Origin of the sequence: Mesorhizobium sp. M0491 (assembly GCF_040321265.1) — a bacterium.
In the GTDB taxonomy this organism is placed as follows: Bacteria; Pseudomonadota; Alphaproteobacteria; order Rhizobiales; family Rhizobiaceae; genus Mesorhizobium.
This window is the reverse complement of sequence record NZ_JAMYRE010000007.1, coordinates 242067-262235: the sequence shown is the minus strand read 5'-3', so window position 1 is coordinate 262235 and position 20169 is coordinate 242067. Positions and strand designations below refer to the sequence as shown.

21 protein-coding genes are annotated in these 20169 nt (G+C 62.7%); 10 read left to right on the top strand and 11 right to left on the bottom strand.

Translation table 11 applies throughout. The features are described 5' to 3' along the window. Positions 1–9: 9 nt before the first annotated feature. The 5 genes from NKI69_RS11725 to NKI69_RS11705 all read left to right on the top strand — a co-directional run bounded on the left by NKI69_RS11725 (position 10) and on the right by NKI69_RS11705 (position 5062). Complete coding sequence (locus tag NKI69_RS11725) at positions 10–1038, top strand: amino acid ABC transporter substrate-binding protein (RefSeq protein WP_023814120.1); 1029 nt, start codon at positions 10–12, stop codon at positions 1036–1038. Positions 1039–1101: 63 nt separating this feature from the next. Continuing rightward, positions 1102–2289, top strand: a complete 1188-nt coding sequence (locus NKI69_RS11720) for an amino acid ABC transporter permease (RefSeq protein ID WP_352721361.1) — start codon at positions 1102–1104, stop codon at positions 2287–2289. A 9-nt stretch (positions 2290–2298) separates the two neighbouring features. Next, entirely contained in the window at positions 2299–3456 is a 1158-nt protein-coding gene (locus tag NKI69_RS11715; protein WP_352721359.1) for an amino acid ABC transporter permease, read from the top strand. Positions 3457–3534: 78 nt separating this feature from the next. Further along, the gene (locus NKI69_RS11710) at positions 3535–4284 is read left to right on the top strand and encodes an amino acid ABC transporter ATP-binding protein (RefSeq protein WP_031213892.1); all 750 of its coding nucleotides are present in this window, start codon (positions 3535–3537) and stop codon (positions 4282–4284) included. Positions 4285–4393: 109 nt separating this feature from the next. After that, positions 4394–5062 (top strand): TIGR02117 family protein, encoded by a 669-nt coding sequence (locus NKI69_RS11705; RefSeq protein WP_352721357.1) that lies wholly within the window; start codon positions 4394–4396, stop codon positions 5060–5062. A gap of 15 nt (positions 5063–5077) precedes the next feature. On the opposite strand, the gene NKI69_RS11700 is transcribed toward NKI69_RS11705, so the two are convergent. The 4 genes from NKI69_RS11700 to NKI69_RS11685 form a co-directional block, all read right to left on the bottom strand. Continuing rightward, positions 5078–5401, bottom strand: a complete 324-nt coding sequence (locus tag NKI69_RS11700) for a BrnA antitoxin family protein (RefSeq protein ID WP_027037847.1) — start codon at positions 5399–5401, stop codon at positions 5078–5080. Further along, on the bottom strand, positions 5379–5669 hold the full coding sequence (locus NKI69_RS11695; protein WP_127810806.1) for a BrnT family toxin: 291 nt from the start codon (positions 5667–5669) through the stop codon (positions 5379–5381). The genes NKI69_RS11700 and NKI69_RS11695 overlap by 23 nt, the downstream gene beginning before the upstream one ends. 71 nt (positions 5670–5740) lie before the next feature. Then, complete coding sequence (locus tag NKI69_RS11690) at positions 5741–6967, bottom strand: FAD-dependent monooxygenase (RefSeq protein WP_352721354.1); 1227 nt, start codon at positions 6965–6967, stop codon at positions 5741–5743. A 19-nt stretch (positions 6968–6986) separates the two neighbouring features. Beyond that, positions 6987–7232, bottom strand: coding sequence for a zinc-finger domain-containing protein (locus NKI69_RS11685; RefSeq protein WP_224696089.1), 246 nt, complete (start codon positions 7230–7232; stop codon positions 6987–6989). Positions 7233–7439: 207 nt separating this feature from the next. Between NKI69_RS11685 and NKI69_RS11680 the strand changes: the two genes are divergently transcribed. Then, entirely contained in the window at positions 7440–9641 is a 2202-nt protein-coding gene (locus NKI69_RS11680) for an RNA degradosome polyphosphate kinase (RefSeq protein WP_352555377.1), read from the top strand. Continuing rightward, positions 9641–11176, top strand: a complete 1536-nt coding sequence (gene ppx / locus NKI69_RS11675) for an exopolyphosphatase (protein WP_352721351.1) — start codon at positions 9641–9643, stop codon at positions 11174–11176. Before NKI69_RS11680 ends, ppx begins: the two co-directional genes overlap by 1 nt. A gap of 235 nt (positions 11177–11411) precedes the next feature. On the opposite strand, the gene NKI69_RS11670 is transcribed toward ppx, so the two are convergent. The 4 genes from NKI69_RS11670 to NKI69_RS11655 form a co-directional block, all read right to left on the bottom strand. Further along, positions 11412–11816 carry a DoxX family protein gene (locus tag NKI69_RS11670; RefSeq protein ID WP_352721349.1) on the bottom strand — a complete coding sequence of 135 codons (405 nt, stop codon included), beginning with the start codon at positions 11814–11816 and terminating at the stop codon, positions 11412–11414. A 257-nt stretch (positions 11817–12073) separates the two neighbouring features. Beyond that, a complete protein-coding gene (locus NKI69_RS11665) occupies positions 12074–12493 on the bottom strand; it encodes a DoxX family protein (protein WP_023814129.1) in 420 nt (139 codons plus the stop codon). A 235-nt stretch (positions 12494–12728) separates the two neighbouring features. Beyond that, the gene (gene fumC / locus NKI69_RS11660; protein WP_352721347.1) at positions 12729–14126 is read right to left on the bottom strand and encodes a class II fumarate hydratase; all 1398 of its coding nucleotides are present in this window, start codon (positions 14124–14126) and stop codon (positions 12729–12731) included. A gap of 276 nt (positions 14127–14402) precedes the next feature. Continuing rightward, complete coding sequence (locus tag NKI69_RS11655) at positions 14403–14876, bottom strand: cupin domain-containing protein (protein WP_023814131.1); 474 nt, start codon at positions 14874–14876, stop codon at positions 14403–14405. A 111-nt stretch (positions 14877–14987) separates the two neighbouring features. On the opposite strand from NKI69_RS11655, the gene NKI69_RS11650 reads away from it, so the two are divergent. Further along, entirely contained in the window at positions 14988–15986 is a 999-nt protein-coding gene (locus NKI69_RS11650; protein WP_128306040.1) for a LysR family transcriptional regulator, read from the top strand. Here NKI69_RS11650 and NKI69_RS11645 read toward each other — a convergent pair. Together NKI69_RS11645 and betI are read right to left on the bottom strand one after the other, a co-directional pair. After that, positions 15971–16729, bottom strand: a complete 759-nt coding sequence (locus NKI69_RS11645; RefSeq protein WP_128306039.1) for an SDR family NAD(P)-dependent oxidoreductase — start codon at positions 16727–16729, stop codon at positions 15971–15973. The two genes, NKI69_RS11650 and NKI69_RS11645, sit on opposite strands and share 16 nt — an antisense overlap. 122 nt (positions 16730–16851) lie before the next feature. Next, on the bottom strand, positions 16852–17454 hold the full coding sequence (gene betI, locus NKI69_RS11640) for a choline-binding transcriptional repressor BetI (RefSeq protein WP_031213897.1): 603 nt from the start codon (positions 17452–17454) through the stop codon (positions 16852–16854). Between the two features lie 115 nt (positions 17455–17569). Between betI and choX the strand changes: the two genes are divergently transcribed. Together choX and NKI69_RS11630 are read left to right on the top strand one after the other, a co-directional pair. Beyond that, positions 17570–18508 carry a choline ABC transporter substrate-binding protein gene (gene choX / locus NKI69_RS11635; protein ID WP_023814135.1) on the top strand — a complete coding sequence of 313 codons (939 nt, stop codon included), beginning with the start codon at positions 17570–17572 and terminating at the stop codon, positions 18506–18508. Next, positions 18505–19347, top strand: coding sequence for an alpha/beta fold hydrolase (locus NKI69_RS11630; RefSeq protein ID WP_023814136.1), 843 nt, complete (start codon positions 18505–18507; stop codon positions 19345–19347). Before choX ends, NKI69_RS11630 begins: the two co-directional genes overlap by 4 nt. On the opposite strand, the gene NKI69_RS11625 is transcribed toward NKI69_RS11630, so the two are convergent. Continuing rightward, positions 19344–20063, bottom strand: coding sequence for an NIPSNAP family protein (locus NKI69_RS11625; protein ID WP_245273314.1), 720 nt, complete (start codon positions 20061–20063; stop codon positions 19344–19346). The two genes, NKI69_RS11630 and NKI69_RS11625, sit on opposite strands and share 4 nt — an antisense overlap. Between the last annotated feature and the right edge of the window lie 106 nt (positions 20064–20169).

Genomic DNA, 20169 nt, shown 5'->3' with positions numbered 1-20169 from the left:
CTGTGGGTCATGAAACATATTGCTATCGGCATTCTAGGCGCCGCCACGCTTGGATTGATGGCGTCCGCCGCGTCGGCGGCCACGCTCGACACCGTCAAGGCGAAGGGCTTCATCCAGTGCGGCGTCTCCACCGGCCTGGCCGGCTTTTCGGCGCCGGACGACAAGGGTGACTGGCAAGGCATCGATGCGGATTTCTGCCGCGCTGTCGCGGCCGCCGTCTTTGGTGACGGCTCCAAGGTCAAGTTCACGCCGCTCAGCGCCAAGGAGCGGTTCACCGCGCTGCAGTCGGGCGAGATCGACATCCTGTCGCGCAACACCACCTGGACCATCAACCGCGATACGGCGCTTGGCCTGAATTTCATCGGCGTCACCTACTATGACGGCCAGGGTTTCATGATCAACGCCAAGAAGCTGCCGGGCGTCAATTCGGCATTGCAGCTTTCGGGCGCCGCCGTCTGCGTGCAGAGCGGCACCACCACCGAGCTGAACCTCGCCGACTACTTCAAGGCCAACAAGATGGAGTACAATCCCGTCGTCTTCGAAAAGCTGGAAGAGGTCAACGCCGCCTATGATGCCGGCCGCTGCGACGTCTACACCACCGATCAGTCGGGCCTCTATGGCATCCGCCTGACGCTGGGAGCGCCGGCCGACCATGTCGTGCTGCCCGAGATCATCTCCAAGGAGCCGCTCGGACCGGCCGTTCGCCAGGGCGACGACCAGTGGTACCACATCGTCAAGTGGACCTATTTCGCGCTGCTGCAGGCTGAAGAGCTCGGCATCACCAAGGCCAATGTCGATGAGATGAAGAACTCGGCCAGCCCCGAGATCAAGCGCGTGCTCGGCCAGGAAGCCGATACCAAGATCGGTACCGATCTCGGCGTCTCCAATGACTGGGTGGTCAACATCGTCAAGGCCGTCGGCAATTATGGCGAGATGTTCGAGCGCAATGTCGGCTCGGGCAGCCCGCTGAAGATCGCGCGCGGCATCAACGCGCTGTGGACCAAGGGCGGCCTGCAATACGCGCCGCCGATCCGCTGATCGAAATGTGATCCGGGAGGCAGATCACCTGCCTCCCGGTTTCTCTTTCCAGGGGACGGTCGAATGGCATCGCAGGACGTACTTCGCGAGGAGCCCAGCCGCGGTTCCTTCATCAACGATCCGAAAATCCGGGGCATATTCTTCCAGGTGCTGGTCGTCGTGCTGCTGGTGGCGGGCGTCTGGTGGATTGCCCACAATGTCATCGACAACCTGACGCGGCTGCGCATCGCTTCGGGCTTCGGCTTCCTCAAGGGCCGCGCCGGCTTCGACATCAGCGAGAGCGCGATCGCCTATTCGTCGGATTCGACCTATGGCCGCGCCATTCTGGTCGGCCTCATCAATACCTTGATCGTCGCCATCGTCGGCATCATCACCGCAACGATCATCGGCTTCGTCATCGGCATCGGCCGGCTCTCGCAGAACTGGCTGATCAGGAAGATCTGCACGGTCTATGTCGAGGTCTTCCGCAACATCCCGCCGCTACTGGTCATCTTCTTCTGGTATTCCGGCGTGCTGGCCGTGCTGCCGGCACCACGCGACAGCATCGGTTTGCCGTTCGGCTCCTTCCTCAACCAGCGCGGTTTCTATTTCCCACGCGCCGTATGGGGCGACGGCTCATGGCTGATCTTCGTCGCCCTGCTCGTCGGCATCGCCATGGCGTGGTTCGTCGCGCGCAAGGCGCGGCAACGGCAGATGGCGACCGGCCAGCAATTTCCGGTGTTTTGGACGTCCGCGGCGCTGATCGTCGGGCTGCCGCTGCTCGCCTATGCGCTGAGCGGCTTTCCCCTGAGTTTCGACTACCCGAAGCAGTCGACTTTCAACCTGACCGGCGGCTTCCAGGTCCGGCCGGAGTTCCTGTCGCTTTATCTGGCGCTGTCCTGCTATACCGCCGCCTTCATCGCCGAGATCGTGCGCGCCGGCATCAGGGGTGTCAGCGCGGGCCAGACGGAAGCTGCCGGTGCGTTGGGGTTGCGGTCCGGATCGATCCTGCGGCTGGTCGTCGTGCCGCAGGCCATGCGCATCGTTATTCCGCCGCTGACCAGCCAGTATCTCAACCTGACCAAGAACTCGTCGCTGGCTATCGCCATCGGCTATCCGGACCTGACGGCGACCGCCGGGACGGTGCTGAACCAGACCGGCCAGGCCGTCGAGGGCGTGGTGATCATGATGGTGATCTATCTCGCCATCAGTCTCCTGACCTCGCTGGTGATGAACTGGTTCAACGCCAAGATGGCGCTGGTGGAGAGGTGAGGTAAGGACATGCAAGAACATGATATGTCCTGGGTGCGCACCGAAATGGTGCTGGCGCAGCCGGCGCCCGCCAGCGTCACCGGCCTCGGCGCATGGGTGCGCAAGAACCTGATCGCTTCTGCCGGCGACACCATTTTGACCATCGTCGGCATCGCCCTGGTGGCGATGATCCTGCCGCAAATCATCAATTGGGCGTTCATCAACGCCGTGTGGACGGGACCGGACCGGACCGTATGCGCCACGGTGGCGCAAGGCGGCATCCAGCCGGATGGCTGGACCGGCGCCTGCTGGGCTTTCGTCAACGCCAAATTCGGCCAGTTCATGGTCGGACGCTATCCCATCGAGGAGCGCTGGCGGCCGATTCTGGTCGCCATCCTGTTCGTGGCGCTGCTGGTGCCGATGCTGATCCCGAAGGTACCGCGCAAAGGGCTGAATGCGGTTCTGCTGTTTTTCGTGCTGCCGATCGTCGCCTTCGTCCTGCTGGTCGGCGGCATGTTCGGCCTGCCGCATGTCGAGACCTCGCTTTGGGGCGGGCTCTTGGTGACGCTCAGCCTGTCCTTCGTCGGCATTGCCGTGTCGCTGCCGCTCGGCATCGTGCTGGCGCTCGGCCGCCGTTCCAAGATGCCGATCATCAAGACGCTGTGCGTCGTCTTTATCGAGACGGTGCGCGGCATCCCGCTGATCACCGTGCTGTTCTTCGCCAGCGTCATGCTGCCGCTGTTCCTGCCGGAGGGTGTCTCTTTCGACAAGTTCCTGCGCGCGCTGATCGGCGTGTCGCTTTTTGCCGCCGCCTATATGGCCGAAGTGGTGCGCGGCGGCCTGCAGGCGATCCCCAAGGGCCAGTATGAAGGTGCCGATTCGCTCGGCCTCGGCTATTGGCAGAAGATGTATTTCATCGTCATGCCGCAGGCGCTGAAACTGGTCATCCCGGGCATCGTCAACACCTTCATCGGCATGTTCAAGGACACCAGCCTGGTCATCATCATCTCGATGTTCGACCTGCTCGGCATCGTCAAACAGAATTTTTCCGATGCAAACTGGGCAACCGCGCAGACGGCGAGGTCAGGCTTGATCTTCGCCGCCTTCGTCTTCTGGCTGTTCTGCTTCGGCATGTCGCGCTATTCAATGTACACCGAACGCCGGCTCGACACCGGCCACAAACGCTAAACAAAAGAACAAGGGGATTCTGTCATGGCCACCGAAAATGCCGTCAGCGCCGAAGAGATCAAGGTCAACGCCGCCAAGATGCAGATTTCCACGACCGATGTCGCCATCGACATCATCGCCATGCACAAATGGTACGGCGAGTTCCATGTGCTGAAGGACATCAATTTGAAAGTGATGCGCGGCGAGCGTATCGTCATCTGCGGCCCCTCCGGCTCCGGCAAATCGACCATGATCCGCTGCATCAACCGTCTGGAGGAGCACCAGAAGGGCAAGATCATCGTCGACGGCAAGGAACTGACCAACGATCTCAAGAAGATCGACGAGGTGCGCCGCGAGGTCGGCATGGTGTTCCAGCACTTCAACCTGTTCCCGCATCTGACCATCCTGGAGAACTGCACGCTGGCGCCGATCTGGGTGCGCAAGACGCCGAAGAAGCAGGCCGAGGAAATCGCCATGCATTTCCTCAAGCGCGTCAAGATCCCGGAACAGGCCAACAAATATCCCGGCCAGCTTTCCGGCGGCCAGCAGCAGCGCGTGGCGATCGCCCGCTCGCTGTGCATGAACCCGCGCATCATGCTGTTCGACGAGCCGACCTCGGCGCTCGATCCGGAGATGATCAAGGAAGTGCTGGAGACCATGGTTGGCCTTGCCGAAGAAGGCATGACCATGCTGTGCGTCACCCACGAGATGGGCTTCGCCCGCAAGGTCGCCAACCGGGTGATCTTCATGGACCAGGGCCAGATCGTCGAGCAGAACACGCCGGCCGAGTTCTTCGACCACCCGCGCCACGAGCGCACGAAGCTGTTCCTGTCGCAGATCCTGCACTAGGCCTCGACGGCCACGAAGAGCCCGGCTGAAACACTGCCGGGCTCTTTTGCGTATGGGATAACAGGCGGGCGTTCGTGTCGCGCCGAGCGCGTTTGCAGGGCCGCCTTGCATGAAAAGACTGGGACGTTTTCTAGGTCTTCTGTTGGTTGTCGTCGTACTCGCCGTGGCGACGGGCACCTTCGTGCCGCGGCCGCTGTGGCCGGCGGCCGCCGCCATGCCCGCCGCGACGCGCCACATCCTGGTGCTGAACAATCCGATCCACACCGATATCGCCATCCCGGTCGACGACGCCGTGCGCCGACGTTTCCACTTCCTGGTCGACGCCGGCATACCGGCCGACAGGCCGGAGGTCCGCTACATCGTCTTCGGCTGGGGCGGCCGCGCCTTCTACCTGGAGACGCCGACATGGTCCGAGCTGAAGGCGGTGCCGGTGATGAAGGCACTGACCCTCGACGCGTCGGTCATGCATGTCGACGTCGCCGGTGACATCGTCGAACCGCGCCCCGATGTCGTGGGATTCGACATCGGTGAGGACCGGTTCGCGGCGTTGCTCGATTTCATCGATGCGAGTTTCCAGCGGGGACCGAAAGGCCCGATCCTCGTTCCGGACGCTGCCTATTCCAGGTTCGACGCCTTCTACGAAGCCAATGGCCATTTCAACGCACTGGTCGGCTGCAACACCTGGACGGCGGCGGCCTTGCGCACCGCCGGCCTGCGCACCGGCTGGTGGAACCCGCTGCCTGTATCGCTTGGCCTGTCGATGCGGCTGTATAATTGAAGGCCATTCCGGTGATCAGCCGGCCTTGCGATCCTGTTTGGACACATATTCTCGAAGCGCTCTGTTGATTGCACTCTGGTAGCCGCGACCATCCGGTGCGCGCCTTTTGAACCAAGCGACGAGGTCAGAATCGAGACGCAGGGTCAGTTGTTGCTTGACCGGCTTGAAATAAGGATTTCGGACGGCGTTCTGCCAGAATTCCTCGGTCAATTCGGGAATGTCGCTCGTGTCGACATCATCCTCTGGTCGCGCCTTCAAAGCCGCGATCTCCGCTTTCTGTGCTTCTGTCAGAGGAGGCGGATTGGCCGGGTCGAATTCATATCGAACGATTTTGCGCATAATGCCTTTTCTCTTTGGACGTAGCTCGCCGCGCTGAAATGATGCGGATCACCTCGATCCCGTCTTCCTCTCGATCTGCGTGTGCAACCAGCAATATCAATGCGGTGTCAACCAAGCCGGTTGTCTGCCAACGATATTCGCCCCCTTCAATTCGATCATGCTCCAATAGCGCGAAAGGATCGGCGAAAACACGAACGGCGGTGTCGAAGCTTACGCCATGCTTGCGGAAATTGGATTTCGCCTTTTCGGCGTCCCATTCAAATCGCAATTTGCGCCTCGTTGACTACAAAAATGTAACTACAAATTGCCATTACGTCAAGGTCGACCGATGTAAGCATTCTAATGAGCCCGCCAGCCGTAGAGCCAGTCCAGATCCGCCGCGAGTTTTTCCGACGAGCGCACCTTCAGAAACACATTGCGCGCAATCGCCACTGGACCCGAGGCATGCCAGGCCAGCCGGTTGACAGCGCCGCGTCGGGCGACCTGCGCGACACGCGGCCGCCGTGACTGCTCCCAGACGGCAAGTGCGGCCAGGGGGTCGGCAGGGAAGTCGGCGATGATGTCGGCAAGCGTCGCCGCATCCTCGATCGCCATGGCCGCACCCTGCGCCGCGAACGGCGTCATCGCATGCGCGGCGTCGCCGATCAGTGCGATGCCGTTCGGTGTTGTCCAGGGCTGTTGCGGGTCAACAGTGTGGATCGGCCATGCGGTCCACGGGCCGGCCTGCTCGACCAGACGGGCAAGTTCTGCCGCGGTGCCGCGCAGGGCTCGGGTCAGGATCCCGGCGTCGGCGTTGCCGGACCAGCCCTCGGCAATGCGGTCGCCCCTGGTGAAGGCCGCGAGATTGAAGGCCGCACCCTTGCTGACGGGATAGGCGACCATATGGAAGCCAGGATGCAGGAAGGTGGTGACGCAGTCCCTGGCGCCGATGGCGGCAAAGCTCCGACCGGCGGCACTGCCGGCCGCGACGGTGGCGCGCCAGGCCAGTTCGCCGGAGAAATGGTTCCTTGGCGAAGCCGACCCCTTGGCCGAATCGACAAGTGCGCGCACCGACGACCAGACGCCATCGGCCCCAACCAGCAGGAAACCCTCCGCCTCGATGGTCTTGCCGCCGATCTCGGCCGTCGCGGTGATGCCATCCGGGCCGGTGTCAACGTCGCCGATGCGGGCGCCGGTGGTGAGATGGATATCCGGCATCTCGGCAACGCGCGCGGTCAGTGCGCTCTGCAGATCGGCCCTGTGCGCGACGAGATAGGGTGCCTGCCAGCGCGTTTCGGCGGCTTGCCCCAGCGGCACGCGCGCCAGTTCGCGCAAAGTCGTGGCCTCCTTCAACACCACGGCTTCCGGCCGCACCGCCGCCGGCAGCAGCCGGTCGAGCACGCCAAGCTGGCGAAGGATGCGGGTCGCGTTTGGAGAGAGCTGAATGCCGGCGCCGGTAGCTTCCAGGCGCTGCGCCTGTTCGAACACCCGAACAGGGTAGCCGCGTTCGGCGAACGCAAGGGCTGCGGTCAATCCGGCGACGCCCGCCCCGGCGATGACAATTTGCCGGGATCGCGTGTCGGTCATCGCGCTTGTCGCGAAGGACTCAGGCGGCCTGGTCGATATAGATGCAGCCGGCCGGCAACGTCTCGGTCGCCTTCAGCTTCGGCGAATAACGGTAGAGCGTCGAGCAATAGGGGCAGACTTTTTCGTTGTCGTCGCCCATGTCCAGAAACACATGCGGGTGGTCGAAAGGCGGATTGGCGCCCGTGCACATGAATTCCTTCACGCCGATGTCGATTGCCTGAAAGCCCGCATCGTTCTGAAAATGGGGAATGGAACCGCCTGCCATCGTCGTCTCCTTAACGCAGTCTCGTCTGCATCTGGATCATATCAGGCCTCTTTGCAAGTTCGATGAAATGAAACTGTCGCAAAAGCCTGTCAGAGGATAAGTTAAGCCGGTTAACCCATGAACCGAAAACCGAGTTCGGTTTCCGGGGGGACCATGGGTCGCTATAAAGACGGCTAACCGGCTGACGGTACGGGAAGAGCGGGAATCATGAACGAACTGAAGCCGGTGCAGAGTGAATTCGTGAACGTCGAGGTGGCTCGCCCGGAGGGCGGCAACCCGGACCGGTTTGTCAACCGCGAGTTTTCCTGGCTGCAGTTCAACCGGCGCGTTCTCGAGGAATCGCTGAACCTCAATCATCCGCTGCTGGAGCGCGTTCGCTTCCTGTCGATCTCGGCCGCCAATCTCGACGAGTTCTTCATGGTCCGCGTCGCCGGTCTTGCCGGCCAGGTGCGCGAGGGCATCACGCTGAAGAGCCCTGACGGGCGCACCCCCGAACAGCAGCTCGAACAACTGCTCCGCGAGGTCGAGCGGCTGCAGGAAGACCAGCAGAAGAGCCTTTCGGCGCTGACCGTGCTGCTCAACAAGGAAGGCATCGAGAGCATCACCCGCGATGCGCTGACCAAGGACGAGAAAATCTGGCTGGAAGACCATTTCCAGGAACAGGTTTTCCCGGTGCTCACCCCGCTGTCGATCGATCCGGCGCACCCGTTCCCGTTCATTCCCAATCTCGGCTTCTCGATGGCGCTGCAATTGCGCCATCGCAAGAATGGCGAGGAGATGAGCGCGCTGCTGCGCCTGCCGGTGGCGCTGAAGCGCTTCATCCGTCTGCCGGACCGCAAGCATCATGTCCGCTTCATCCCGCTGGAAGAGGCGGTCGGCCTCTATATCGGCAAGCTCTTCCCCGGCTACGAGGTCAAGGGCTCCGGCACGTTCCGCATCATTCGCGACAGCGATATCGAGGTCGAGGAGGAGTCCGAGGATCTGGTTCGCCTGTTCGAAACGGCGCTGAAGCGGCGGCGGCGCGGTTCGGTGATCCGCATCGAATTCGACAGGCTGATGCCTGGCGAATTGCGCGACTTCGTCGCCGGCGAGCTTGGCGTGTCGTCGAGCCGCATCAGCGTGCTCACCGGGCCGCTGGCGCTCAGCCAGATTTCCGAGATCGTCGCCGTCCCTCGCGACGACCTGAAATTCATGCCCTACAATCCGCGTTTTCCCGAGCGTATCCGCGAGCATGGCGGCGATTGTTTCGCCGCCATCCGCGAGAAGGACATCGTCGTCCATCACCCCTACGAATCGTTTGACGTCGTGGTGCAGTTCCTGCGCCAGGCGATGGCCGATCCGGAAGTGGTGGCGATCAAGCAGACGCTTTACCGCACCTCCAATGACAGCCCGATCGTGCGTGCGCTGGTCGACGCGGCCGAGGCCGGCAAGTCGGTCACCGCGCTGGTCGAGCTCAAGGCGCGCTTCGACGAAGAAGCCAACATTCGCTGGGCGCGCGACCTGGAGCGTGCCGGCGTGCAGGTCGTGTTCGGCTTTCTCGAGCTGAAAACCCATTCGAAAATGTCGCTGGTGGTGCGGCGCGAGGACGGCAAGCTGCGCAACTACGTGCACCTCGGCACCGGCAACTACCATCCGGTAACGGCGCGCATCTACACCGACCTGTCCTTCTTCACCACCGATCCGACGATTGCCCGCGATGTCGCCCAGCTGTTCAATTTCATCACCGGCTATGCCGAGCCGACGGACGAAATGCGGCTGGCGATCTCGCCGTTCACGCTGAGAAGCCGCATCCTGAAGCACATTGCCGACGAGATTGCCTACGCGGTGCAGGGGAAACCGGCGCGCATCTGGATGAAGATGAACGCACTCGTCGATCCGATCATCATCGACGCGCTCTACGATGCCAGCCGCGCCGGCGTCGAGATCGATCTTGTCGTGCGCGGCATCTGCTGCCTGCGGCCTCAGGTTCCGGGCCTGTCGGAAAACATCCGCGTAAAATCGATCGTCGGCCGTTTTCTCGAACACAGCCGCATTTACTGTTTCGGCAATGGGTACGGCCTGCCGTCGGACGAGGCGATCGTCTACATCTCTTCGGCCGACCTGATGCCGCGCAATCTCGACCGCCGCGTCGAAACCATGGTGCCGATCACCAATCCAACTGTGCATGAACAGATCCTTGGCCAGATCATGCTGGGCAACATCATGGACAATCAACAAAGTTTCGACGTATTGGCTGATGGAACCTCCCGGCGCGTCGTGCTGGAGGAGGGCGAGGAACCGTTCAACGCGCAGGAATATTTCATGACCAATCCGAGCCTGTCGGGACGGGGTGACGCGCTGAAGTCGCATGCGCCCAAGCGCATCGCGCAGTTCAAGCGCCGCAAGAAGAACGCCGCAGCGTCCGGCTGATGCTGTCTGATTCCCAGGGCCGGCTGCAGGACCGCCGACCGCTGTCCATCATCGACATCGGATCGAACTCGATCCGTCTCGTCGTCTATGAGGGACTGGCGCGCTCGCCGACCATGCTGTTCAACGAAAAGATGCTGGCCGGTCTCGGCCGCGGCATCGTTTCGACCGGCAAGCTCGACCCCGAGGCGGTGACGCGCTCGATGGAAGAGTTCCGCCGCTTTCGCGCGCTTTCCGACCAGGCCGGCGCCGAGCATATGTATGTGCTGGCCACCGCCGCGGCCCGCGAGGCGGTCAACGGCCCTGATTTCATTCACCGCGCCGAGGAGGTGCTGAAGACCGAGATCCGTGTCATCAGCGGCCGTCAGGAAGCGTATTATTCGGCGCTCGGCGTCATTTCCGGCTTCCATCCGGCCGACGGCATCGCCGGCGATCTGGGCGGCGGCAGCCTCGAACTGGTCGACGTCGCCGGCGAAGCGATCGGCGACGGCATCACGCTGCCGCTGGGCGGTCTGCGCCTGCAGGACATGGCGAAGAACTCGCTGGCTCAGGCGGCCAAGATCACGCGTGACGAACTGGCGAAGGCCAAGCTGTTGAAAGGCGGGCAGGGCAGGCCCTTCTACGCCGTCGGCGGCACCTGGCGAAATCTTGCCCGGCTGCACATGGAAATGACCAACTATCCGCTTGGTGTCATGCACCATTACGAGATCTCGGCCGAAAGCGCGGCGAATTTCCTCAAGCAGGTGGCCAAGGCCGAGATCGAGAAGGTCAAGGGCATCGAAGGCGTTTCCAAGAACCGCCGTTCGCTGCTGCCTTATGGCGCCGTCGTGCTGCAGGAGATCATGGCGGCGATGCAGCCGTCGAAGATCATCGTTTCGGCTCTGGGTGTACGCGAAGGCTTTCTCTATTCGCTGCTCGATAAGGCGGAGCAGAAGGCCGATCCGCTGATTTCGGCCTCGGAGGAACTCGCCCGCCTGCGCTCACGCTCCGTCGCCCATGCGCATGAACTCGTCGACTGGACCGCCAAAACCTTTGCCGCTTTCGGCATCGAGGAGACCGAAGACGAGGCGCGCTACCGCCACGCGGCCGCATTGCTGGCCGATATCGGTTGGCGCGCGCATCCCGAATATCGCGGCAAGCAATCGCTCAACATCATTGCGCACGCCTCCTTCTTCGGCGTCGACCATCCCGGCCGTGCTTTCCTGGCCATGGCCAACGCCTATCGTCACGACGGCATCTTCAACGAAGCCATCGCCCCCGAGATCAAGGCGCTGGCGCCGCCGCGTTATCTGGAGCGCGCCCGCGTGCTCGCCGCGATGATGCGCGTCGTCTACCTGCTGACGGCGTCGATGCCCGGCATCATGCCCAGGCTGAAATGGGAACAACGCGCCAACGGCGTGCTGGCGCTGGTCCTGCCGGCATCGCTGGCCGATCTCTATGGCGAGCGGCCGGCCGGGCGCCTGGCGCAACTGGCCAGGATCACCAACCGCCGGCTGGTGCTGGCCGTCGAAGGTGGGCCCAGTGGGTCGGTGAAGTAGAGTCGGAGCAGAGCGGATTAGAACCTGCTCGGTCGAGTTTCTTCACACCCCTCTCTGTCCTGCCGGACATCTCCCCCGCAAGGGGGGAGATTGGCTGCTTCGTCGTCGGTGCTTTTTTCTTGCAACATTGAAGATTGGCGAAAGCCTGGATGACATCCGATCTCCCTCGTTGCGGGGGAGATGTCCGGCAGGACAGAGGGGGGTGCTGTCCCGTTGACGTTTCCAACCCAGTCCGTCAGGCCAAACCACGTCCGTCGACCGACCAGGCTCCCGCACCGGCCATCGCCAACGCAACGAACCCGCCTGATATCGCAATGTCCTTCATCAGCATCTGCTGGTGCAGGAAGGCGAGCATCGCGTCGCCGCCGCCCTGGCCGTAATGGCCGATGAAACCGGCGGCAATGCAGAAGGCGGCGAGCAGCAGCGCCGCGATCCGGGTCTGGAAACCGACCAGGATGAGCAGCCCGGCGATCAGTTCGAACAGTCCCGTGCCCCAGGCGGCAAGCGTCGGCAGCGACAGGCCGAGGCCGGCGAAATAGCCTGTCGTGCCGGCAATATCGCTCAAAGCTTGGAAACCGGAGGGCGCGAACAGGGCGGCGAGCAGCAGCCGGGAGAGCAGGAGCAGCGCGTTGCGGGGCATGTTCACCTCCGTTATCGGCCGCCGGCCGGCCTCGTCCGATGCCCCGATCCTAGAGCAATTCCAGGAAAAGTGTGAAACGGTTTTCCGTCCGGAATGGCGTCAAATCAAGGAGTTAGAGCGGTTGGCCGTTTCCGTGAAACGGTGAACTGCTCTAGCAGAAAACTCCGGCCGACAGATCGGCGGGCATGTACCAACAACGAAAAGCGGCGCGGAAAATTCCGCGCCGCTCTTTCGTTCGGCTATCGCCAGATTTTGGCTCAGCCGCGCTTGGCGTCGATCGAATAGGCACCGGCGCCCGAGGAAGCCAGCACGAGGAAGCCGCCAGCGATGGCGAGGTTCTTGAGAAACTGGATCATCTGCATCTGGTCGGCCCAACCGGTGTGGGCGACCAAGCCGGTAGCGACCGTGAAGACCGCCAGCACCCAGCCGACAATCCGGGTCTTGAAGCCGACGAGGATGGCGAGGCCGCCGAGAAGCTCGATCAGGCCTACGACAATGGCCGTTACGGTCGGCAAGGGCAGGCCGAGGCTGCCGAAATAGCCGGCCGTGCCGGTGATGGCGGTCAGCTTGCCGAAACCTGAAAGCAGGAAGATGACCGCAAGCAGGACGCGGCCGATGAGGATGGTGGTCGAGGCATTGGATGCGCCGGAACCGGCGACTGAAGTGTTGATGGACATGGTGGCTCTCCGGGATGGGTTGATACCGGGGAGATAGAGCAAGCCGACTGTTCACCAAAGCCACCAGACTGGCGACACATTGTTCACAGTACTTACGTTTCCGTGATCGGGCGGCCCGCGCAAAATTCGCTTCGGGTCAGGTCGTGACGGGAGTAAATTCTCCCATCACGAACACTGGGCTTCTGGCTGATGCAATTCCGGACGGAAAACCGCAAGACATTTTTCCTGGAATTGCTTACCCCGGATGCGTCATGTCCTCCGGCCGCACCAGCCGGTCGTAATCGGCCTCGCTGACCAGTCCGGTGGCGAGCGCTTCCTCGCGCAGCGTGGTGCCCTTCTTGTGCGCGGTCTTGGCGATCTTGGCGGCATTGTCGTAGCCGATGGTCGGCGCCAGTGCCGTCACTAGCATCAGCGAGCGGTCGAGTGCCGCCTTGATGTTGTCTTCGCGCGCCTCGATGCCGACGACGCAATTGTCGGTGAAGGAGACCGAGGCGTCGGAGAGCAACTGCACCGACTGCAGGAAGTTGTAGGCCATCAGCGGGTTGTAGACGTTGAGCTCGAAATGGCCTTGGCTGCCGGCGAAGGTGAGCGCCGCATTGTTGCCGAACACCTGCACGCAGACCTGCGTCAGCGCCTCGCACTGGGTCGGGTTGACCTTGCCCGGCATGATCGACGAGCCCGGCTCGTTTTCGGGCAGCGACAGTTCGCCGAGGCCCGAACGCGGGCCGGAGCCGAGGAAGCGGATGTCGTTGGCGATCTTGAAGAGTGCTGCGGCAGCCGCATTGATGGCGCCGTGCGAAAACACCATGGAATCATGGGCCGCCAGCGCCTCGAACTTGTTCGGTGCGGTAACGAAGGCGATGCCGGTGATGGTGGCGATGCGATCCGCCACCCTTTCGGCGAAGCCGACCGGCGCGTTGAGGCCGGTGCCGACGGCGGTGCCGCCTTGCGCCAGTTCCTGCAGGCCTGGCAATGTCAGCTCGATGCGCTTGATCGACGAGGCAACCTGCGCGGCATAGCCCGAAAATTCCTGGCCAAGCGTGAGGGGGGTGGCATCCTGCGTGTGCGTGCGGCCGATCTTGATGATGTGATTGAACTCTCTGCTCTTGGCGGCGAGCGCCTTGTGCAGGTGCTTCAGCGCCGGCAACAGATCGTGCACGATGCGTTCGGCGCAGGCGATGTGCATGGCCGTCGGATAGGTGTCGTTCGACGACTGGCTCATATTGACGTGGTCGTTGGGATGCACCGGCTTCTTGGAGCCCATGACGCCGCCCAGCATCTCGATCGCCCGGTTGGAGATCACCTCATTGGCGTTCATGTTGGACTGCGTGCCCGAGCCGGTCTGCCAGACCACGAGCGGGAAATGGTCGTCGAGCTTGCCGTCGATGACCTCTTGTGCCGCCTCGACAATCGTCTTGCCGATCGCCGGGTCGAGCCGCTGAAGGTCCATATTGGCTTCGGCCGCGGCCCGCTTGACGATGCCCAGCGCGCGCACGATCGATGCCGGCTGCTTTTCCCAGCCGATCTTGAAATTGCCAAGGGAACGCTGCGCCTGCGCGCCCCAATAGCGGTCGGCGGCGACTTCGATCGGGCCGAACGTGTCGGTTTCGGTTCTGGTCTTTGCAGCGGTCACGGGTCTCTCCTTGTCGAAGTCGGCAACGGCGTATCGCGTTGCACAAACGGCTTCAAGCGGAGATTGCGGGCGGCGAGGATGCGAATCGGTTGAAGGTGCGGCGCTTCTCGCCTTCTCCCCTTGTGGGAGAAGGTGGATCGGCGCGCAGCGCCGAGACGGTTGAGGGGTGGGTGACGGAGTGCCGTCGGCGCCAAGCTGGAACACCCCTCATCCGACCTCTTCGCGGCCACCTTCTCCCACAAGGGGAGAAGGGAAAGAATGCGCGGTTTCGGCCTCTCACCCTAGCGGCGGACCGACAATGTCGATGCCGTTTTCTGCGCAGAGCTGCACCAGTGCCGCGATGATTTCCGGTGTTGGTTGCATCTGCGGCGGCACCTCCGGCTGTTCGGCGGGACGGCTCGCCTGACGCAGCATCGTCTCGAAATCCGAACCGCGCGTGATGGTGAGCGTACGCGCGCCTTCGCGCGATTCGACCCGGTAGGTGTGCGGCAGGCCTTTCGGCGCAATGACGGTTTCGCCGGCTTCAGCAATGCGTTCGTGGCCGTCGATCTGAAAGCGCAGTCTCCCGTCCAGGATGTGAAACACTTCGTCCTCCCTGCGATGCACATGCAGGGGCGGGGAGTCGCCATAGGGCATGCGATGCTCGACGACGCAGGTGCCGTCCTCTCCTGCCGCCGACGAGACGTGGATCGCGACAAGCGTGTTGTTGAACCAGAAGAGTTCCTTGCCTGTGATCGTGCCGGGGGTCATTGTCATGGCCGTCTGATCCTCCTGTTGCCTGTGCCTGCTGGGCCGATGACGATCTAGCCAGGGATATGCCGACAACGGAAATCGAATGATCGTATGGGGCGAATTGATGCGATGAATTTGAACGCGCTCGACCTCAATCTCATCAGGGTGTTCGACGCCCTTCTGCGGGAGAGAAGCGTTACGCGTGCCGGCGAGCAGATCGGCCTCAGCCAGCCTGCCGTCAGCGCTGCGCTCAATCGCTTGCGGCATCTCCTCAACGACCAGCTGTTCGTGCGACGGGGCAATGACATGATGCCGACGCCACGCGCCGAGAGCATGGCCGAGCCGTTACGCGTGGCGCTTCGTGAAATCGAACGCGTCTTCCACTCGGCCAAGGCGTTCGATCCGGTGGAACTGGAGCGAACCTTCACGTTCATGGGTGCGGATTTCTTTTCCATGATGCTGATGCCAACTTTAGCGGCGCGCATCGCGGGTGCCGCGCCGCGCGCGTCGCTAAGGTTTCTCGACAGCGCGCGCGGCGACGTCTCGCGGCTGCTCCAGGACGATGAAATCGACGTAGCGCTCGAGCGTCCGCTGGAGGTCTCCGACTGGGTCTCAAGCACGCCTCTGTTCCATTCACCATTCGCCATCATCGCCGCGAGCGACAACGCTGCGATCAGGCAGGCGGGGATCATGGAAGGCGAGCTTCTACCGATCGAGCTCTTCTGCGAACTGCCCCATGTTCTTCGTTCTATCGATGGCTCGATGTCGGGCTCCACCGACGAGGCGCTCCGCAAGATCGGACGAACGCGCCGTGTAAGCCTGGCCCTGCCGCACTTTCAGGCTGTCGCATTGGCAGTGGCAAACGGAAACCACCTCGCGGCAGTTCCCAGGCAGTTCGCGGTTTGGGCGGCCAAGACCCTGCCGCTCGTCATCTTTGAACCGCCACTTCCCATTGCTGTTCCGGAAATCAGGATGTACTGGCACGCGCGCCACGACGACGAGCCACCCCATCGCTGGGTTCGCGATCAGATCCTGGAGGCGGTAGGCGCACTCGGATTCGTGGAAAGCGGCGCCGCAGAAAATGCCGGCGCCTGGTCTGGTGGCCGGACGGATCAGCCCGCGGTATAGCCACCATCGATCGAAAAGATGCCGCCGCTGGTCCAGGCGGCCTCTTCGCTGGCCAGATAAACCGCGATACCGGCCAGATCGTCAGGGCGGCCGATTCTGCCGAGCGGATAGCTGCGCTCGACATAGGCTTTCAGCTCGGCCTTTGCCTCGGCCGGCAAATTGTCGACGGTCTTGCGCCGCATGGCTGTGTCGACCGTGCCGGGCGCGATGGCGTTGACGCGGATGCCGCGCGGGCCGAGTTCGAAGGCCAGCGATTTGGTCAGCGAGTTCAACGCGCCCTTCGATAGGGAATAGAGGCTCGACGGCCGCTTCGGGATCATCTTGTTGGCGAAGTAGGACGAGATGTTGATCACCGATGCGCCGGCAGCCAGATGCGGCAGCAGGCCCTGCGTGAGGAAGAACACCGCCGTCACATTGAGCGCGAAGGATTGCTGGAACTGCGCCTCGCTGACGGTTTCGAACGGCACCAGGAAAGCCACTCCGGCATTGTTGACGAGGATATCAAGCGGCCTGCCGGATTTTTTCACCTGCTCGACGACGGCCGCGATGCCGGCCGATGTGGCAAGATCGGCCGACAGCGTCTCGATAGTGCCGCCGAGTTGCTCGCGGGCAGCGTCGAGCTTCTTGGTGTCGCGGCCGACGATCAGGACGTCCGCGCCCTCGCGCGAAAAGGCCTCGGCGATCGCCAGGCCGATGCCGTCCGAGCCACCGGTGACCAGCGCGCGCTTGTTGTGAAGTCTCATTCGACGCTCCGAGATTTCTGCCTCGTCGAGAGCACCGTATTGTGGCGGCCGTGGTCAAGCCGTCGGCCTATCCCCGGGTATGAACTTCGACGCCCGCCGGCCGGCAGGCCAGCCGAGGCCGGTTACGCGCCGGCGGTCGCAAGCTCCCGCAGGGCCAGCCGGCCCGCGACATAATTCTTGACCTGGCGGACCGCCTGTTCGCGTGAGACGCTGCCCGGCTGCAGGCCGAGCCGCAGCCAAAGCCCGTCGATCAGCGCGGTGACGCCAAGCGCGATGTCGTCGGCATCTCCAGGCGAGGCGAGGCCGCGCAGGCCCGACAACAGGTTCGAGCGCATGCGCGCATGGATCACTCTCTGGATACGGGCCATCTTCTCGTCGCGCGGCACCTCGGCACAGAGCGACAGCCAGGCATGGCACAGGGGAGGCTGGAACAGATGCGTCTCGAAATTGCCCTCGATTACCGCATCCAGGCGCTCCATCGGCGTACGCGCCCGGCGAAGCCGCGCGATCACCGCCTGGCACAGGACGGCATTGGCCTCGCGCATCGCGTGCTCGAACAATTCCTGCTTGTTGCGGAAATAGTGCAGCACGATGCCCTTGGAGGCACCTGCCTGGGCGGCCACTTTTTCCAGGGTCGCGCCGGCAATGCCTTCGCGCTCCAACACCGCGAAGGCCGCCTGCCGCAGCTCCTTGCGGCGGATATCACTGAGACGCTTGAGTTTCACGGGATCGGTCCATTTCGAATCCACGTTGACATTTTCGTCCGATCAGATCAACAATTGACCCATGGGACAATAAAAAGACCGATTGGTCAATTTGATGACAATGAGGAGAACCGAAATGTTCCGCATCCTTGCAAATGGCGTCTGCCTTGCCGCTCTCATGTTGGCCTCTCATGCGGCCCAAGCGGCCGAGGCCGAGCAGTGCAAGACGGTCCGCATGGCCGAACCCGGCTGGAACGACCTTGCCTTCACCACCGGGGTCGCCAACGTCCTGTTGGAGGCGCTCGGCTATCAGCCGCAAAGCCAGGTGCTCGGCATCAACGTCATCTACGAGGGCATGAAAAACAGGGACCTCGACCTGTTCCTGGGCTACTGGGATCCGGCCATGGTCACCTATTACGAGCCCTACAAGAAGGACGGCTCTGTCGAGAATGTGCGCGTCAATCTCGTAGGTGCCAAATACACCTTCGCCGTCCCGACTTACGCTTGGGATGCCGGCGTCAAGGACATTTCCGACCTGCACAAATTCGCCGACAAGTTCGGCAAGAAAATGTACGGCATCGAGCCCGGCTCCAACCAGTTGATGATGGACGCCATCGCCGATCCCGCCTTTGGCCTGGACGGCTGGCAGGTGGTCGAGTCCAGCGAGGCCGGCATGCTGTCGGAGGTCGGCTACGAGATCAAGGAAAAGCAGTTCATCGTCTTTCAGGGCTGGGCGCCGCATCCGATGAACACGATGTACGACTTCAAATATCTGACCGGCGGCGACAAGTTCTTCGGCCCGAATTTCGGTGCCGCGACGGTAACGACGCAGGTGCGCAAGGGCTATCTTGAGCAGTGCCCGAACGTCGCGCAATTCCTCAGGAATCTCGTCTTCGACATCGATTTCGAGAATGTCGGCATGGGCTATCTGATCAATGACGGCATGAAGCCGGAGGACGGTGCGCTGAAGGCAATCATGGCGAACAAAAGCCGCCTCGACGCCTGGCTCGCCGGCGTCACCACTTTTGACGGCAAGCCGGGCCTCGCCGCGGTCAAGGAAAAGCTCGGCCTGTGAGAGCGGCCGCGCTCGATGGCTTGCCGAAGCAGGATGTGATGGCGGAGCAGGGCGCCTGGGCCAGCCGCAAGCAATTCGTCACTGTCGGCGATCTCGACATCGCCTATGTCGAGATATCGGGCGCCGAGCCGGCACTTCTGTTGGTGCACGGCTTCACCGACACCAGCCGCAGTTTTTCGCTTCTGGCGCCATATCTGGCCGGCCGCCGTCTGATCATGCCGGATCTGCGCGGCCACGGCGCCTCGCAGGCTGGCAAGAACTGCGGCATCGCCGATCTTGCCGAGGATATCGCCGGGCTGATCCAGAGTTTACAACTCGACCGACCGGTCGTCGTCGGCCATTCGCTGGGCGCCATGGTGGCTGTCGCTTTGGCTGCGGGGCACAAGGAGTTGATCGGCGGGCTGGTGGTCCTGGCCGGCACGTTGAAGCCCGATTTCGCGCCGGGTCATCCGCTGGTGGTGAGCGTCGAGGCCCTGCGAGATCCGATATCGCCGACCGATCCGTTCTATGCCTGGTGGCATGCCTGTCGTCCCGACGTGCCCGCAGCCTTTCTCACCGGCTTGGCGCAAGAGGCCTCGGCGATGCCGATCCCGCGCTGGCGCGCGATTCTCGAGGAAATCCGCCGCGCCGACCTGACCGATGCTGCGCGGGCCGTGCAGGCCCGGACGCTGATCATCGCCGGCGCCTGCGACCCGCTGTTCGGCGCGGCGCACCAGCAGGCGTTGCGGTCCGCTCTTCCTGAAGCTCTCCTCGTCCGCGCCGAGGCCTGTGGCCACAACCCGCATTGGGAAGATCCGGCCCTGGTCGCGAAGGCCATAGTCAAGGCATTTGAAGTCTAACGCCCGACCAACGATTGCGATGTGGGCGACAGCCGCAATGTCTCCGTTGGTTTGGTCAGACCAGCTTGCGCGGCCTGCCAAAAGGCCTGCCATGTCGGCGAGGCGGCGAGAGCGGCTTTGTGGCGGGCATGCGCCTCTGCGTTGTCGAAGCCGGTGACGGACATGAAGACGTTTTCATCAGCCCGCACCGGCAGGCGCGGAAAACTGTTTTCGGCATGCTCCGTAACGAAAGCGGCGAGCAGGCGTGCGTCGGCCGTCATCAGGCACGCCGTCTCAGTCTCGAAGCGAGTGGCGAAATCAGCCTCTGTGCCGGGCTGCAAATGATGAATCGCGATGACAACGATGCCGGTCAGCGGTTTGTTTTGAATGGGTTTTTCGTCATCGGCCAGGCTTGGCCGCTGCGCGCCCGCGAGGTCGAAGCCTGCGCCCGGCCACGCCGGCTTGAGCAGCAGCACATCGTCGGAATCGATCATCGTCGCATTGGCCGCATCACTGTGCGCCGCCCAGACCGGCCCGCCATAAAAAGCGGCGAGAGCATTTTTCCGCGCATCCATGCCGTCGAAGCCGCGCATCCAGACGAACATGTCAGGCCGATCGAGGTCCCGGAACTGGCCGATGACGTTCATGCCGGCGTCCTCCTGGCCCTCGATCAGCCTGCCGTCGAAGATGCCGATGAGCGTGTCGCGCCGGCCGGGCTTCAGCGTGTATTGCCGCAACTCGACGACAGGCGAGGCGAGCGCCGTGGGTTTCGGCGCGACGTTCTGGGGCAGGTTCATCCGACATTCTCCAAAACAGGGTGATCGTCCTGTTTTGTAAAACAGA

Coding starts and splice junctions, on each gene's coding strand:
- NKI69_RS11680 (WP_352555377.1), top strand. CDS start 7,440: ATGAACGAACTGAAGCCGGTGCAGAGTGAATTCGTGAACGTCGAGGTG.
- choX (WP_023814135.1), top strand. CDS start 17,570: ATGTTCCGCATCCTTGCAAATGGCGTCTGCCTTGCCGCTCTCATGTTG.
- NKI69_RS11685 (WP_224696089.1), bottom strand. CDS start 7,232: ATGGCAGGCGGTTCCATTCCCCATTTTCAGAACGATGCGGGCTTTCAG.
- NKI69_RS11690 (WP_352721354.1), bottom strand. CDS start 6,967: ATGACCGACACGCGATCCCGGCAAATTGTCATCGCCGGGGCGGGCGTC.
- NKI69_RS11705 (WP_352721357.1), top strand. CDS start 4,394: ATGAAAAGACTGGGACGTTTTCTAGGTCTTCTGTTGGTTGTCGTCGTA.
- NKI69_RS11715 (WP_352721359.1), top strand. CDS start 2,299: ATGCAAGAACATGATATGTCCTGGGTGCGCACCGAAATGGTGCTGGCG.
- NKI69_RS11650 (WP_128306040.1), top strand. CDS start 14,988: ATGAATTTGAACGCGCTCGACCTCAATCTCATCAGGGTGTTCGACGCC.
- NKI69_RS11710 (WP_031213892.1), top strand. CDS start 3,535: ATGCAGATTTCCACGACCGATGTCGCCATCGACATCATCGCCATGCAC.
- ppx (WP_352721351.1), top strand. CDS start 9,641: ATGCTGTCTGATTCCCAGGGCCGGCTGCAGGACCGCCGACCGCTGTCC.
- NKI69_RS11670 (WP_352721349.1), bottom strand. CDS start 11,816: ATGCCCCGCAACGCGCTGCTCCTGCTCTCCCGGCTGCTGCTCGCCGCC.
- NKI69_RS11725 (WP_023814120.1), top strand. CDS start 10: ATGAAACATATTGCTATCGGCATTCTAGGCGCCGCCACGCTTGGATTG.
- NKI69_RS11665 (WP_023814129.1), bottom strand. CDS start 12,493: ATGTCCATCAACACTTCAGTCGCCGGTTCCGGCGCATCCAATGCCTCG.
- NKI69_RS11720 (WP_352721361.1), top strand. CDS start 1,102: ATGGCATCGCAGGACGTACTTCGCGAGGAGCCCAGCCGCGGTTCCTTC.
- NKI69_RS11655 (WP_023814131.1), bottom strand. CDS start 14,876: ATGACCCCCGGCACGATCACAGGCAAGGAACTCTTCTGGTTCAACAAC.
- NKI69_RS11645 (WP_128306039.1), bottom strand. CDS start 16,729: ATGAGACTTCACAACAAGCGCGCGCTGGTCACCGGTGGCTCGGACGGC.
- NKI69_RS11700 (WP_027037847.1), bottom strand. CDS start 5,401: ATGCGCAAAATCGTTCGATATGAATTCGACCCGGCCAATCCGCCTCCT.